This window comes from Bradyrhizobium sp. 17 (genome assembly GCF_023073515.1).
Taxonomy (GTDB): Bacteria; Pseudomonadota; Alphaproteobacteria; order Rhizobiales; family Xanthobacteraceae; genus Bradyrhizobium; species Bradyrhizobium canariense_D.
Map to the genome: position 1 here is coordinate 67271 of NZ_JADPJQ010000125.1, position 13124 is coordinate 80394.

At 64.8% G+C, this 13124-nt stretch carries 11 protein-coding genes and 1 pseudogene; 10 read left to right on the forward strand and 2 right to left on the reverse strand.

Annotation, left to right across the window (positions count from 1 at the left end; all coding sequences use genetic code 11):
• Positions 1-70 precede the first annotated feature (70 nt).
• Entirely contained in the window at positions 71-1042 is a 972-nt protein-coding gene (locus IVB13_RS33855) for a LysR family transcriptional regulator (RefSeq protein ID WP_018456181.1), read from the reverse strand.
• Positions 1043-1161: 119 nt separating this feature from the next.
• On the opposite strand from IVB13_RS33855, the gene IVB13_RS33860 reads away from it, so the two are divergent.
• The 9 genes from IVB13_RS33860 (at position 1162) to IVB13_RS33900 (ending at position 10396) form a co-directional block, all read left to right on the forward strand.
• On the forward strand, positions 1162-2199 hold the full coding sequence (locus tag IVB13_RS33860; RefSeq protein ID WP_247491635.1) for a class 1 fructose-bisphosphatase: 1038 nt from the start codon (positions 1162-1164) through the stop codon (positions 2197-2199).
• A 13-nt stretch (positions 2200-2212) separates the two neighbouring features.
• On the forward strand, positions 2213-3088 hold the full coding sequence (locus IVB13_RS33865; protein WP_063993396.1) for a phosphoribulokinase: 876 nt from the start codon (positions 2213-2215) through the stop codon (positions 3086-3088).
• Positions 3089-3104: 16 nt separating this feature from the next.
• Entirely contained in the window at positions 3105-5126 is a 2022-nt protein-coding gene (gene tkt, locus IVB13_RS33870) for a transketolase (protein WP_247491637.1), read from the forward strand.
• A gap of 14 nt (positions 5127-5140) precedes the next feature.
• Positions 5141-6226, forward strand: coding sequence for a class II fructose-bisphosphate aldolase (gene fba / locus IVB13_RS33875; protein ID WP_247491639.1), 1086 nt, complete (start codon positions 5141-5143; stop codon positions 6224-6226).
• Positions 6227-6257: 31 nt separating this feature from the next.
• On the forward strand, positions 6258-7718 hold the full coding sequence (locus IVB13_RS33880; RefSeq protein ID WP_247491641.1) for a form I ribulose bisphosphate carboxylase large subunit: 1461 nt from the start codon (positions 6258-6260) through the stop codon (positions 7716-7718).
• A gap of 11 nt (positions 7719-7729) precedes the next feature.
• The gene (locus IVB13_RS33885) at positions 7730-8137 is read left to right on the forward strand and encodes a ribulose bisphosphate carboxylase small subunit (protein ID WP_007594833.1); all 408 of its coding nucleotides are present in this window, start codon (positions 7730-7732) and stop codon (positions 8135-8137) included.
• A 97-nt stretch (positions 8138-8234) separates the two neighbouring features.
• Positions 8235-9170 (forward strand): CbbX protein, encoded by a 936-nt coding sequence (gene cbbX, locus IVB13_RS33890; RefSeq protein WP_018456188.1) that lies wholly within the window; start codon positions 8235-8237, stop codon positions 9168-9170.
• Complete coding sequence (gene rpe, locus IVB13_RS33895; protein WP_247491643.1) at positions 9167-9904, forward strand: ribulose-phosphate 3-epimerase; 738 nt, start codon at positions 9167-9169, stop codon at positions 9902-9904. The genes cbbX and rpe overlap by 4 nt, the downstream gene beginning before the upstream one ends.
• Before the next feature lie 279 nt (positions 9905-10183).
• Complete coding sequence (locus IVB13_RS33900) at positions 10184-10396, forward strand: hypothetical protein (protein ID WP_018456190.1); 213 nt, start codon at positions 10184-10186, stop codon at positions 10394-10396.
• A gap of 114 nt (positions 10397-10510) precedes the next feature.
• On the opposite strand, the pseudogene IVB13_RS33905 reads toward IVB13_RS33900, so the two are convergent.
• A pseudogene (locus IVB13_RS33905) lies at positions 10511-11336 on the reverse strand (universal stress protein).
• A 209-nt stretch (positions 11337-11545) separates the two neighbouring features.
• Here IVB13_RS33905 and IVB13_RS33910 point away from each other — a divergent pair.
• Positions 11546-13084 (forward strand): Do family serine endopeptidase, encoded by a 1539-nt coding sequence (locus tag IVB13_RS33910; RefSeq protein ID WP_085384116.1) that lies wholly within the window; start codon positions 11546-11548, stop codon positions 13082-13084.
• Positions 13085-13124: the final 40 nt, after the last annotated feature.

Consider the following 13124-nt stretch of genomic DNA (forward strand, 5'->3'; position numbering starts at 1 on the left):
GCCTGCTCCAGATCATCGTCATTCTCGCGGCTACGGTCGCGATGAAGCTGATGGGCTGAATTTCGACGGGCTATCGCGCGCCGAATTCGGGCACGTCGGGAAGATAGTTCGACCCCTCCGATCCCAAGAAATCGAACATCGCCTGCGCCGGCGGCAACAGCACCTTGTCGCTGCGGCGGATCACGTACCATTGCCGCACGATCGGCAGGCCCGCGACGTCGAGCACGATCAGCCGGCCCTCGGTGAGCTCGTGCGCCACGGTGTGGGCCGAGATGAAGGCGATGCCGAGCCCGGCGATGACCGCCTGCTTGATGGTCTCGTTGCTGCTCATCTCCATGCCGATGATCGGCTCAAGATCCGACCTCTGGAACATGCCTTCCATCAGTGTCCGCGTCCCCGAGCCGGGCTCGCGGGTGAGGAAGGTCTCGTGCACGAGGTCGGTGAGGTTGAGGCCGGAATCCTTCTCCAGCCAGTGCCCCTTGCGCGCGACGATGATGTGCGGATTGCGCCCGAGCTGCCGGACGTCGACGCTGACATCGGCCGGTGGCCGACCCATCACCGCGAAGTCGAGGTCGTAGCCGTGCATGGCCCCGCGGATCTCCTCGCGATTGCCGACCGTGAGCTTGATCTCGATCTTCGGATACCGCTTCGAGAATGCCGCGATCGCGTGCGGCACGAAATATTTCGCGGTCGAGACCGCGCCGAGATGCACCGTGCCGCCGGTTCGCCCCGCAAGCAGGTCGAGCGAACCCTGGCAGTCCGCGATTGCGGCCTCGACGCGCTCGGCGAGCGCCAGCACCTCCTTGCCGGCTTCCGTCAGCAGCATGCCGTCGCCGGTCCGCTGCAGCAGCGGCAGTCCGGCGAGATCCTGCAGCTGGCGCAATTGCTGGGTCACGGCCGGCTGCGTCAGGCCGAGCTGGGTCGAGGCTGCCGTGACGCTGCCTTTTGCCGAGAGCGCCGCAAGCGAGCGAAGCTGCCGGATCGTGAGATGCCGGAGCTGTGCTGCCGAATGGACATTATAAGATAATTCTTTGGCGCTCATTATGAATAGAAATTTTGCTTATTAAGCCGCCCCTGTCAATCTCGTCGTTGTTGGCACTGACCGCACCGACCTCCAGCGAGGAGGGAACTGGATGCGGCGCTGCAAAGGGATGGACGCAGATGACCGGGCAACTCAGGCTGGACGACCACCTTCAGCGGTATTCCGAGACGGCGCCGCATGCGCTGGCCGTAGTGGCCGCGGTCGATGCCATCGCGGCGGCCGCGATCGAGATCGCCGATCTCATCGCCACGGGAGACCTTGCGGATGCATCGGGCCTGACCACCGGCCGCAACAGCGACGGTGACGTGCAGCGCGATCTCGACGTGCAGGCGGATGCGATCCTGCGCCGCTGTCTCGGCAAGCTGCCGATCGCGGCACTGGCGTCGGAGGAGATGCGTGAACCGCAGATCGGTGACCGCGCGGCGAAGATCTGCGTCGCGATCGATCCGCTCGACGGCTCCTCCAATATCGACATCAACATGACCGTGGGCACGATCTTCTCGATCCTGCCCGCGCCCGACGATCTCGCGCTCGCCTTCCATCAGCGCGGCTCGGCGCAGCTCGCGGCGGGGTTCGTCACCTACGGCCCGCAGACTTCGCTGGTGCTGACGCTTGGCGAGGGCGTCGACATCTTCACGCTTGACCGCAAGTCCGGTTGCTTCCGTCTCGCACGTAGCGCCGTGCAGATCTCCGAGACCTGCGAGGAGTTCGCGATCAACGCCTCGAACCGCCGGCATTGGGAACAGCCGGTGCGAGCGTTCGTCGACGAATGCCTCGCCGGTGTGGAAGGGCAGGCCAACCACAATTTCAACATGCGCTGGGTCGGCTCGCTGGTGGCCGAGGCCTATCGCATCCTTACCCGCGGCGGCGTGTTCCTCTATCCCTCCGATTCACGGCCCGGCTATGGCGATGGCCGCCTGCGCCTCGTCTACGAGGCGCACCCGATGGCTTACATCGTCGAGCAGGCCGGCGGCTCGGCTTCGACCGGGCGCGAGCGTATCCTCGAACTCTCGGCGCAGAGCCTGCATCAACGCGTGCCGCTGATCATGGGTTCGAACAACGAGGTGCAGCGCGTCGAGGAACTGCATTGCGATCCCTTGCTGGTCGCCAGCGTCTCCGCACCGCTGTTCGCGCGGCGCGGCTTCTTCCGGCTCTGAGCGAGGCGCCCCGATGTCCAGGAAGCATCCGATCATCTCCATCACCGGCTCTTCCGGCGCCGGCACCACGTCGGTCAAGAAGACCTTTGAGCAGATCTTCTTCCGCGAGAAGGTCAACGCCGCCTACATCGAAGGCGACGCCTTCCATCGCTACGATCGCGCGGAAATGCGCACGCAGATGGCGAAGGAGGCCGATCGCGGCAACAGGCATTTCAGCCATTTCAGCCCCGAGACCAATCTGTTCGAGGAGCTGGAGCGGGCGTTCCGCGACTATGGCGAGACCGGCACGGCGACGACGCGGCACTACGTCCACGACGCCGAGGAATCCGCGCTGCATGGCGCCGCACCCGGCACCTTCACCGAATGGAAACGGCTGCCGGAGAGCTCCGACCTTCTGTTCTACGAGGGCCTGCACGGTGCTGTCGTTACCGACAAGGTCAACGTCGCGCGTTATGCCGACCTCAAGATCGGCGTCGTGCCCGTTATCAATCTCGAATGGATCCAGAAGCTGCACCGCGACCGCAGTGCGCGAGGCTATTCGACCGAGGCCGTTACCGACACCGTTCTGCGGCGGATGCCCGATTACATCCACTACATCTGCCCGCAATTTTCCGAGACCGACATCAACTTCCAGCGTGTGCCGACGGTGGACACCTCCAATCCGTTCATCGCGCGCTGGATCCCGACGCCGGACGAGTCGATGGTCGTGATCCGCTTCAAGAACCCGCGCGGCATCGACTTCCCCTATCTGCTCTCGATGCTGCCGCAAAGCTGGATGTCGCGTGCCAATTCGATCGTGTGTCCCGGCGCGAAACTCGATCTTGCGATGCAGCTGATCCTGACGCCGCTGATCATGCAGCTGATCGAGCGTAAGCGAAACCTGAAGTGAACGAGGGGAGGATCCGATGAACATCTCCGTCCACGCCGACGCTGACCTCACGGCGGTATCGCATAGCGATCTCGCCAACGCCGTCCGCTTCCTCGCGGTCGACGCCATCGAGACTTCGCAGTCCGGCCACCCCGGACTGCCCATGGGCATGGCCGATGTCGCCACCGTGCTGTTCTCGCGCTTCCTGAAATTCGACTCGGCTCACCCCCATTGGCCGGATCGCGATCGCTTCGTGCTGTCGGCGGGCCACGGCTCGATGCTGCTCTATGCATTGCTCCATCTCACCGGCGGCGACGTCAGCCTCGACGACATCAAGGCCTTCAGGCAATGGGGCTCGAAGACACCGGGGCATCCGGAATATGGCCACACGCCGGGCGTCGAGACCACGACCGGTCCGCTGGGGCAGGGGATTGCGACCGCGGTGGGCATGGCCCTCGCCGAGCGCATGGCCAATGCGCGGCATGGCGATGGCCTCGTCGATCACTTTACGTATGTGATCGCCGGCGACGGCTGCCTGATGGAAGGCATCAGCCAGGAAGCGATTTCGCTCGCCGGCCATCTCGGGCTCGGCCGCCTGATCGTACTGTTCGACGACAATGGCATCTCCATTGACGGGCCGACCTCGCTTGCGACCTCCGACGACCAGCTTGCGCGCTTCGCTGCCTCCGGCTGGTCGGTGCGCCGTGTCGACGGGCACGATTCCGAAGCAGTTGCGCAGGCGATTGCGGAGGAGCGTGAGAGCGCAAGACCGTCGCTGATCGCCTGCCGCACCATCATCGGCTATGGCGCGCCGGATCGTCAGGGCACCGAGAAGGCGCATGGCGCGCCGCTCGGCACCGAACAGGCGGCGGCGGCGCGGCGAGCGCTCGGCTGGGACTATCAGCCCTTCGTGGTGCCTGTCACGATCCTGAAAGCATGGCGGATGATCGGGCAGCGCGGGCAGGTCGAGCGTCTCGCCTGGCTCGATCGCTATGAATGCGCGACGCCCGAGCAGCGCGACCTGTTTATCGAGGGCAAGGCGGTTGCCCTGCCGAACGCCTATGCCCAGGCCTCGGCGAAATTGCGCGAGCGCTTTGCCACCGAGCGTCCGAAGCTCGCGACGCGGCAGGCGTCGCAACAGGTGCTCGACGGCATCGCAGGGACGATACCCGGATTCGTCGGTGGCTCGGCGGACCTCACGCATTCGAACCTGACGCATGCCAAGGCGCAGACCCCGGTCAAGCGTGACGCGTTCGCCGGCGATTACATCCATTATGGCATCCGCGAGCATGGCATGGCGGCCGCGATGAACGGTCTCGCGCTGCACGGCGGCTTCATTCCCTATGGTGGCACCTTCCTCGCCTTCTCCGATTACAGCCGGCCGGCGATCCGCCTTGCGGCCTTGATGCGGATCCGCGTCATTCATGTGATGACCCATGACTCCATTGGCCTCGGTGAGGACGGCCCCACGCACCAACCGGTCGAGCATCTCGCAGCGCTCCGCGTCATTCCGAACCTGCTTGTTTTCCGGCCGGCCGACGCGGTTGAGACGCTGGAAGCATGGGACTGCGCGCTCCAAGCTGAAAATCGTCCCTCCGTGCTGTGCCTGTCCCGTCAGGCGCTGCCGACCTTCCGCAGCGATGTCCGCGGGAGGAACCGCGTCGCACGCGGCGCCTATCTGATCGTTTCGCCGGACGGTGGCCGCGACGTGACGCTCATCGCAACGGGTTCGGAAGTGTCTATTGCGCTGGAGGCGGCCCGCCTGCTCGCTACCGAGCACGTCCGTGCGGCCGTGGTCTCCGCGCCCTGCTTCGCGTTGTTCGAGGAGCAGCCGGAGGATTACCGCGCCGCTGTGCTCGGCACCGCGCCGCGGGTTGGCATCGAGGCGGCAGTCGTCGGCGATTGGCACCGCTGGATCGGCACCGAGGGCGAATTCGTCGGCATGCGCGGCTTCGGCGCTTCGGCGCCGGCCCCGGTGCTCTACCGCGAATTCGGCATCACGCCGCAAGGCGTTGCGGAAGCCGCCCGGCGGGCGATGGCCCGCGCCGGCAAGCAATAACAGGAGGATTTGTCGTGGCCCGTATCACTCTTCGTCAGCTGCTCGACCACGCCGCCAGTCACGGCTACGCGGTGCCGGCGTTCAACATCAACAACATGGAGCAGGGCATCGCGATCATGCAGGCGGCGGCCGAGGTCGACGCGCCCGTCATCATCCAGGCTTCGCGCGGCGCGCGCAGCTATGCCGGCGACCTCATGCTCTCGCACATGATCGATGCGCTGGAGCGGACCTATCCAGACATCCCGCTCTGCCTGCACCAGGACCATGGCAATGACGAGGCGACCTGCGCGTCCGCGATCGCCCATGGCTTCACCTCGGTGATGATGGACGGCTCGCTCAAGGCCGACGCCAAGACCGCGGCCGACTACGACTACAACGTTGCGATCACCCGCCGCGTCGTCGATCTCGCGCATTGGGTCGGTGCCTCCGTCGAAGGCGAGCTCGGCGTGCTCGGCTCGCTCGAGCATGGGGGCGGCGAGCAGGAGGACGGTCACGGCGTCGAAGGCACGGTCAGCCATGATCAGTTGCTCACGGATCCCGACCAGGCGGTCGACTTCGTCCGCGCCACCAAAGTCGATGCGCTCGCGATCGCGATGGGCACCTCGCACGGCGCCTACAAGTTCAGCCGCAAGCCGGACGGCGACATTCTGGCGATGCGGGTGGTCGAGGAGATTCATCGCCGGCTGCCGAACACGCATCTCGTGATGCACGGCTCTTCCTCGGTGCCGCAGCCGCTCCAGGACATGTTCAACCAGTTTGGCGGCGAGATGCCGCAGACCTGGGGCGTGCCGGTCGAGGAGATCGTCCGCGGCATCACGAGCGGCGTGCGCAAGGTCAATATCGACACCGACTGCCGGCTGGCAATGACCGCGGTGTTCCGGAAAGTGGCCGCGCAAACGCGCTCCGAGTTCGATCCGCGCAAATTTCTCAAGCCCGCCATGGATGCGATGCGCGAGCTCTGCCGCGAGCGCTTCGAGCAGTTCGGCACCGCAGGCCACGCCAGCGGTATCAAGGCCGTTCCCTTGAGCGAGATGGCGCGGCGCTACCGCGCCGGCGATCTCGATCCGCGCGTCGACGCCCGCGAGCCCGTCGCGGCCTAGTCATTCAGAGAGAGAAGAGCAGGAGAGAGCCATGAATGCACATGCAGGAACCGTCCGCGGCAAGGAAAGATATCGATCGGGCGTGATGGAATACAAGCGCATGGGCTATTGGGAGCCCGACTACGTGCCCAAGGACACCGACGTCATCGCGCTGTTCCGCGTCACGCCGCAAGAGGGCGTCGATCCGATCGAGGCGTCAGCCGCAGTCGCCGGCGAATCCTCGACCGCGACCTGGACGGTGGTGTGGACCGATCGGTTGACCGCCGCCGAGAAGTATCGCGCGAAATGCTACCGCGTCGATCCGGTGCCGGGCACGCCGGGCTCGTACTTCGCCTACATCGCCTATGACCTCGACCTGTTCGAGCCGGGCTCGATCGCCAACCTCTCGGCCTCGATCATCGGCAACGTATTTGGCTTCAAGCCGCTGAAGGCGCTGCGGCTGGAGGACATGCGTTTCCCGGTCGCGTATGTGAAGACGTTCCAGGGACCGGCCACCGGCATCGTGGTCGAGCGCGAGCGGCTCGACAAGTTCGGCAGACCGCTGCTCGGCGCGACCGTCAAGCCTAAGCTCGGCCTCTCGGGCCGCAATTACGGTCGCGTGGTCTACGAGGCGCTGAAGGGCGGGCTCGACTTCACCAAGGATGACGAGAACATCAACTCGCAGCCGTTCATGCACTGGCGCGACCGCTTCCTCTATTGCATGGAGGCGGTGAACCGGGCGCAGGCGGCCTCCGGTGAGGCCAAGGGGACCTACCTGAATATCACCGCGGGAACCATGGAGGATATGTACGAGCGCGCCGAGTTCGCGAAGGAGCTCGGGTCCTGCATCGTCATGATCGATCTCGTGATCGGCTACACCGCAATCCAGTCGATGGCGAAATGGGCGCGGCGCAACGACATGATCCTACATCTGCATCGCGCCGGTCACTCGACCTATACGCGGCAGAAAAGCCATGGCGTGTCATTCCGCGTCATCGCCAAGTGGATGCGGCTTGCCGGCGTCGACCACATCCATGCCGGCACCGTGGTCGGCAAGCTCGAAGGCGATCCCAACACCACGCGCGGCTATTACGATGTCTGCCGCGAAGACTTCAACCCGGCCAGGCTCGAGCACGGCCTGTTCTTCGACCAGTCCTGGGCGAGCCTGAACAAGATGATGCCGGTCGCCTCCGGCGGCATCCATGCCGGGCAGATGCATCAACTGCTCGACCTGCTCGGCGAGGACGTCGTGCTCCAGTTCGGCGGCGGTACCATCGGCCATCCCATGGGCATCGCGGCCGGCGCGATCGCCAATCGTGTGGCGCTGGAAGCGATGATCCTCGCCCGCAACGAGGGCCGCGACTACGTCCACGAAGGACCGGAGATCCTGGCCAGGGCGGCCGAGACCTGCACGCCGCTGAAAGCTGCGCTCGAGGTCTGGAAGGACGTCTCCTTCAATTATGAATCCACGGACACGCCGGACTTCGTGCCGACCGCGCTCGAAACCGTTTGAGGAGATTTGACATGAAGCTGACCCAAGGCTGCTTCTCGTTCCTGCCCGATCTGACCGACGACCAGATCACCAAGCAGGTGCAATATTGCCTGACCAATGGTTGGGCCGTGAACATCGAGTTCACCGACGATCCGCATCCCCGCAACACCTATTGGGAGATGTGGGGCCTGCCGATGTTCGATCTCCAGGACGCCGCCGGCGTGATGATGGAGCTCGCCGAATGCCGCAGAGTGTATGGCGACCGATACATCCGCCTCAGCGGCTTCGACTCCAGCCATGGGTGGGAATCGGTGCGGATCTCGTTCATCGTCAACCGCCCGCCGCAGGAAGCCGAGTTCGAGCTGGTGCGGCAGGAGGTGGGCGGACGCGCGATCCGCTACACCACCGTGCGCCGGCAGCCCGCGCACGCACCAACCTAAGTCATTCTCCTCCGCGCGGAGCACTCCCTGCTCCGTTTCCTTGGCGGACCACTGCTTCGCCGCTCCCCGCGGCGAAGCCCTTTTCTTCGAGGTGCCGATGCTGGATGTTCCCCACGCAATGACCACTGAGCCCGGCGAGACCAGTTTCGATCTCCGCAAGGAGGCCGAAGAGGCTGGAATCACGGGCACGCTGCAGCAGCTCGAGCAGGAGCTGATCGGATTGAAGCCGGTGAAAAGCCGCGTGCGCCAGATCGCGTCGCTCTTGCTGATCGAACGTATTCGGCAGCGTGCGGGATTGGCTTCGTCGCCACCGACGCTGCATATGTCGTTTACCGGCAATCCCGGCACCGGCAAGACGACGGTCGCGCTGCGCATGGCAAAGATCCTGCACGGCCTCGGTTTCGTGCGGCGCGGGCAGGTGATCTCGGTGACGCGCGACGATTTGGTCGGCCAGTATATCGGCCACACCGCGCCGAAGACCAAGGAGATCCTGAAGAAGGCGATGGGCGGCGTGCTGTTCATCGACGAGGCCTATTATCTGCACCGTCCCGACAACGAGCGCGACTACGGCCAGGAGGCGATCGAGATCCTGCTCCAGGTGATGGAAAACCAGCGCGAGGACCTCGTCGTGATCCTTGCCGGCTATGGCGAGCGGATGACGAGCTTCTTTGCCTCTAATCCCGGCTTCCGTTCGCGGATCGCGCATCACATCGACTTTCCGGACTATGCGGAAGCCGAGCTGCTCGTCATCGCCGAGCTGATGCTGAAGGAACGGGGTTATCGCCTCTCGGCGGCGGCGCGCGAGGCGTTCGAGAAATACATCGCGCTACGTCGGACCCAGCCGTTCTTCTCCAATGCGCGCTCGATCCGCAACGCCGTCGACCGCATCCGCCTGCGGCAGGCCGATCGGCTGGTGTCCGATCTCGACCGCATGCTCGATATCGCCGACCTCGAAACGATCGATCCCATGGACGTCCTGGCGAGCCGCGTCTTCAGCGGCGGTGCGGACGCGCAGGGGAGTGCGAAGCCATGACGAGAGAAATCCTCATCGCGCCGTCAATCCTGGCTGCGAATTTCGCCCGCCTCGGCGAGGAGATCGTGGCGATCGATGCGGCGGGTGCCGACTGGATTCACTGCGACGTCATGGACGGGCATTTCGTCCCGAACATCAGTTATGGCGCGGACGTCATCAGGGCGATCCGGCCGCTGACGAAGAAAATGTTCGACGTGCATCTCATGATCGCGCCCGCCGATCCCTATCTCGAAGCGTTCGCGAAGGCCGGCGCGGATGTCATCACGGTGCATGCCGAAGCCGGTCCGCACCTCGATCGCTCGCTCCAGGCCATCCGCGCGCTCGGCAAGAAAGCCGGCGTCAGCCTGTGTCCCGCGACTCCCGAAAGCACGATCGAATATGTGCTCGATCGCCTCGACCTCGTCCTGGTGATGACGGTCAATCCGGGCTTTGGCGGCCAGTCCTTCCTCGAATCCCAACTCGAGAAGATCGGGCGTATTCGAAGCATGATAGGCGACCGGCCGATCCGACTCGAGGTTGACGGTGGCATCACGCGCGACAATGCCGCCGCCGTGGCCGCTGCGGGCGCCGATACGCTTGTAGCGGGCTCCGCCGTGTTTCGCGGCAAGAGCAGCGCGGACTATGCCGGCAACGTCGCGGCCATCCGCGCCGCTGCGGAAGCCGGCAGGGTTCCGATGCTGCAACATAGTTCGGCGCAGACAATGCGTGCCGGTGAGCCCGCGCTCATCCGGTAGACTGCCGGATACAGGCGGGCGAGCCGGCACCGTAATGGGGTGTGCCAGGGCGTGCCCCTTTGCACTGCAGATATACGAGGATGACCCACAACCCTAGCCTTGGCCTGCGGTAAGGTCCGAAGCGTTGAGTCCGCGCTGATTGGAACTTTCGCCTCGATACGCGTTTGCCTAGAAACAAGCGAGTCAAGCGCGCGGCGGGCGCAGCAAATCTTTTGCACAACCGCCATCGCCCTGACGCAAATAAGGGCAATAAGCTCTGTGAATGCGAGGGAGGGTCTCATGGACAACGTACGTCGCTACCGCGCGCTAGCGTCCCTCTGTCGTCAGCAGGCCGCCTACCGGCCGCTCCAGAGCTGGGAACTGCTCGGCCAGGCCGAACATTTCGAACATCTCGCCGAAGTCGAACTCAAGGCGCATTTCGACGCGTGCAATGCGCAACAAGACGAGGACGGCGTCGAGGCCACGGCGTGGGAGAGACCCGCCGCGGCGTGACGGTCCAACTTGTTCGAATATGACCTGAACTTGCCGACGCCGGCACCGCTCAAGACGCGGTTGTCAGCCCGAACGACAAGGCTTGTGACCGGCCCGACCTGGATAAGCCCTCGATTAATGCGACATCAGCGTCAGGACGGTCATGGCTTCCAGCATGGCGCGGGTGACGCCGCCGAGGAACCGTTCTTGCAAACGCGAATGGCCGTAGCCGCCCATGATCAGAAGATCCAGGTTCTCATCGGCTGCCAGCGACAGCATGGTCGGCTGAATGTCAGAGCGCGCCGCCGACAGGTTGACCGTGCGGGTCGACAGTCCGCGCCGGCCGAGATGCCTTGCCAGATTGCGCGTCGAGACTTCCTCGGGAACCATATCTGTTTCGTTGATCGCAATGATCACGATCTCCTCGGAATGGTGAGGCGTCGCGCATAGCGCGCGCGGCGAGGCGGCTGCCATCCCAGCAGATGCCGATCCGTTTCGCCTTGAACGCTCCATGGAAGGTGTAGGGCAGGAAAAGCACCGGGCCACCCGCCTGGAACAGGATCTCGCCGGGCACATCGTTGTCGAGTGAGCCTTGCGCCGGATCCGGCTGGAGCACGATGCTGAGATCGTGCAGCCGCGCCATCTCGCCGAGCAAGCCGACCGCATCCCCCGGCATCGCCCCGAGTGGGTGGCATGTGTAGGAAATGCCGGCGTTCATCGCTTTGCTCTTGAATACCGCGAGCGCCGCCTCGGCCCGCTCCACTGCACTCTCGCGCTCCATCTCGAACACCGCCGCCACCGCAGCGCCGCCCTCCATGATATAGGCCGCACTGGTTGCCACATAGCCAACCGCAACTGCATCGAGATGGGCGTTGAGGCCCGCTGCGAGCGAGATCGAGCCGTCGATCACCGGGCGGATCGGCCGCTCGGTGGGGATGTGGACGAGAATGTCTTTGTACATGACGTGCCTCCGATGGACATCATCCGGTGGCCGCAGTCTTCCACGGTGCGCATGGCCCGCGTTGAGCTGCATCAAACGTGCAGCCTTGACCTTTGGCCGTATCGCCGGCCCGGCTACTTTGCCAAGATTTAATCGCGTGGACGGGACGCTGTAAGGTGGCGACCACCATGTTGGGTGCAAGGCGACTTACCCAACATGGACATATCGACATGAGCGATCACGTCAATTCCGACACCACAACGTCCCGCAAGGTCCTGAGGCCGCGCCGGCTCGCGCTGCTCGGCACCGTGGCCGCGCTTGGCGTGGCCGTGCTGGCGACTGCTCCCGGCTCTTCGCCGTTCAGCGCGACCTCCTTCATTGCGCCCGCCCAGGCCGCGGAGACCGCCGCGACACCGCCGGGCTTCGGCGACCTCGTCAGCAAGGTCAAACCCGCCGTCATTTCGGTGCGGGTCAGGATCGACCAGGACAATGATAAGAGCGCGATGCTGCAACAGAACCGGATGGATTCGGACGAGGCGACGCCGTTCGACCAGTTCTCGCGGCAATTCGGCTTCCGCGGCCCGGGGGGCATGGAGGGCATGCCGCGCCAGCGCCGCCAGATGATCACGGGTGAGGGCTCCGGCTTCTTCATCTCCGCCGACGGCTATGCCGTGACCAACAACCACGTCGTCGATCACGCCGAATCGGTGCAAGTGACGATGGACGACGGCACCATCTACAGCGCGAAAGTGGTCGGCACCGATCCGAAGACGGATCTCGCGCTGATCAAGGTCGAGGGCAAGAAGGATTTTCCGTTCGTCAAATTCTCCGACCAGAAGCCGCGTATCGGCGACTGGGTGGTCGCGGTCGGCAATCCCTTCGGCCTCGGCGGCACCGTGACCGCCGGCATCGTCTCGGCCAGCGGCCGCGACATCGGCAATGGTCCCTATGACGACTTCATCCAGATCGACGCGCCGATCAACAAGGGCAATTCCGGCGGGCCGGCCTTCGACATGAACGGCAACGTGATCGGCGTGAACACCGCGATCTTCTCGCCCTCCGGCGGCTCGGTCGGCATCGGCTTCGACATTCCGGCTTCGACCGCAAAGCTCGTCGTCGCACAGTTGAAGGACAAGGGCGCGGTCACACGCGGCTGGCTCGGCGTGCAGGTGCAGCCGGTGACGTCGGATATCGCCGACAGTCTCGGCCTCAAGGAGGCGCGCGGTGCGATCGTCGACAATCCGCAGGACGGCAGCCCGGCGGCGAAGGCGGGCATCGAGGCGGGCGACGTCATCACCGCCGTCAATGGCACCGCGATCAAGGATTCCCGCGATCTCGCCCGCACCATCGCCACCCTGGCGCCGGGCACGTCCGTGAAGCTCAATGTCGTCCACAAAGGCGACAGCAAGACGGTGACACTGGCGCTTGGCGAGTTGCCGAACGAGCGGCAGGCTAGAGCCGACGAGGGCAAGTCGCAGCCAGATGCCGGCATGCCGCCGCGTCTGGGGCTCAGCCTGGCTCCGGCCGGCGACGTGCAGGGCGCCGGCCAGAAGGGCGTCGTCGTCACTGAAGTCGATCCGCAAGGCCCGGCCGCGCAACGCGGCATCCAGACCGGCGACGTCATCCTCAACGTGGGCGGCAAGGCCGTCGCCAATATCGGCGATGTCCGTTCGGAGCTGGCGCAAGCGAAATCGTCCGGCAAGCGCAGCGTGCTGCTGCAGGTCAGAAGCGCGCAGACGACCCGGTTCGTGGCGGTGCCGCTCGCATAAGGCGAACGTCGATCGGCGCAACTCCAAAAAGGCGGCCTTC

Excerpts from the sequence above, each read along its gene's own strand:
- IVB13_RS33865 (WP_063993396.1), top strand. The coding sequence starts at position 2,213 with ATGTCCAGGAAGCATCCGATCATCTCCATCACCGGCTCTTCCGGCGCC.
- rpe (WP_247491643.1), top strand. The coding sequence starts at position 9,167 with ATGACGAGAGAAATCCTCATCGCGCCGTCAATCCTGGCTGCGAATTTC.
- IVB13_RS33910 (WP_085384116.1), top strand. The coding sequence starts at position 11,546 with ATGAGCGATCACGTCAATTCCGACACCACAACGTCCCGCAAGGTCCTG.
- IVB13_RS33855 (WP_018456181.1), bottom strand. The coding sequence starts at position 1,042 with ATGAGCGCCAAAGAATTATCTTATAATGTCCATTCGGCAGCACAGCTC.
- IVB13_RS33860 (WP_247491635.1), top strand. The coding sequence starts at position 1,162 with ATGACCGGGCAACTCAGGCTGGACGACCACCTTCAGCGGTATTCCGAG.
- cbbX (WP_018456188.1), top strand. The coding sequence starts at position 8,235 with ATGCTGGATGTTCCCCACGCAATGACCACTGAGCCCGGCGAGACCAGT.
- tkt (WP_247491637.1), top strand. The coding sequence starts at position 3,105 with ATGAACATCTCCGTCCACGCCGACGCTGACCTCACGGCGGTATCGCAT.
- IVB13_RS33880 (WP_247491641.1), top strand. The coding sequence starts at position 6,258 with ATGAATGCACATGCAGGAACCGTCCGCGGCAAGGAAAGATATCGATCG.
- IVB13_RS33885 (WP_007594833.1), top strand. The coding sequence starts at position 7,730 with ATGAAGCTGACCCAAGGCTGCTTCTCGTTCCTGCCCGATCTGACCGAC.
- IVB13_RS33900 (WP_018456190.1), top strand. The coding sequence starts at position 10,184 with ATGGACAACGTACGTCGCTACCGCGCGCTAGCGTCCCTCTGTCGTCAG.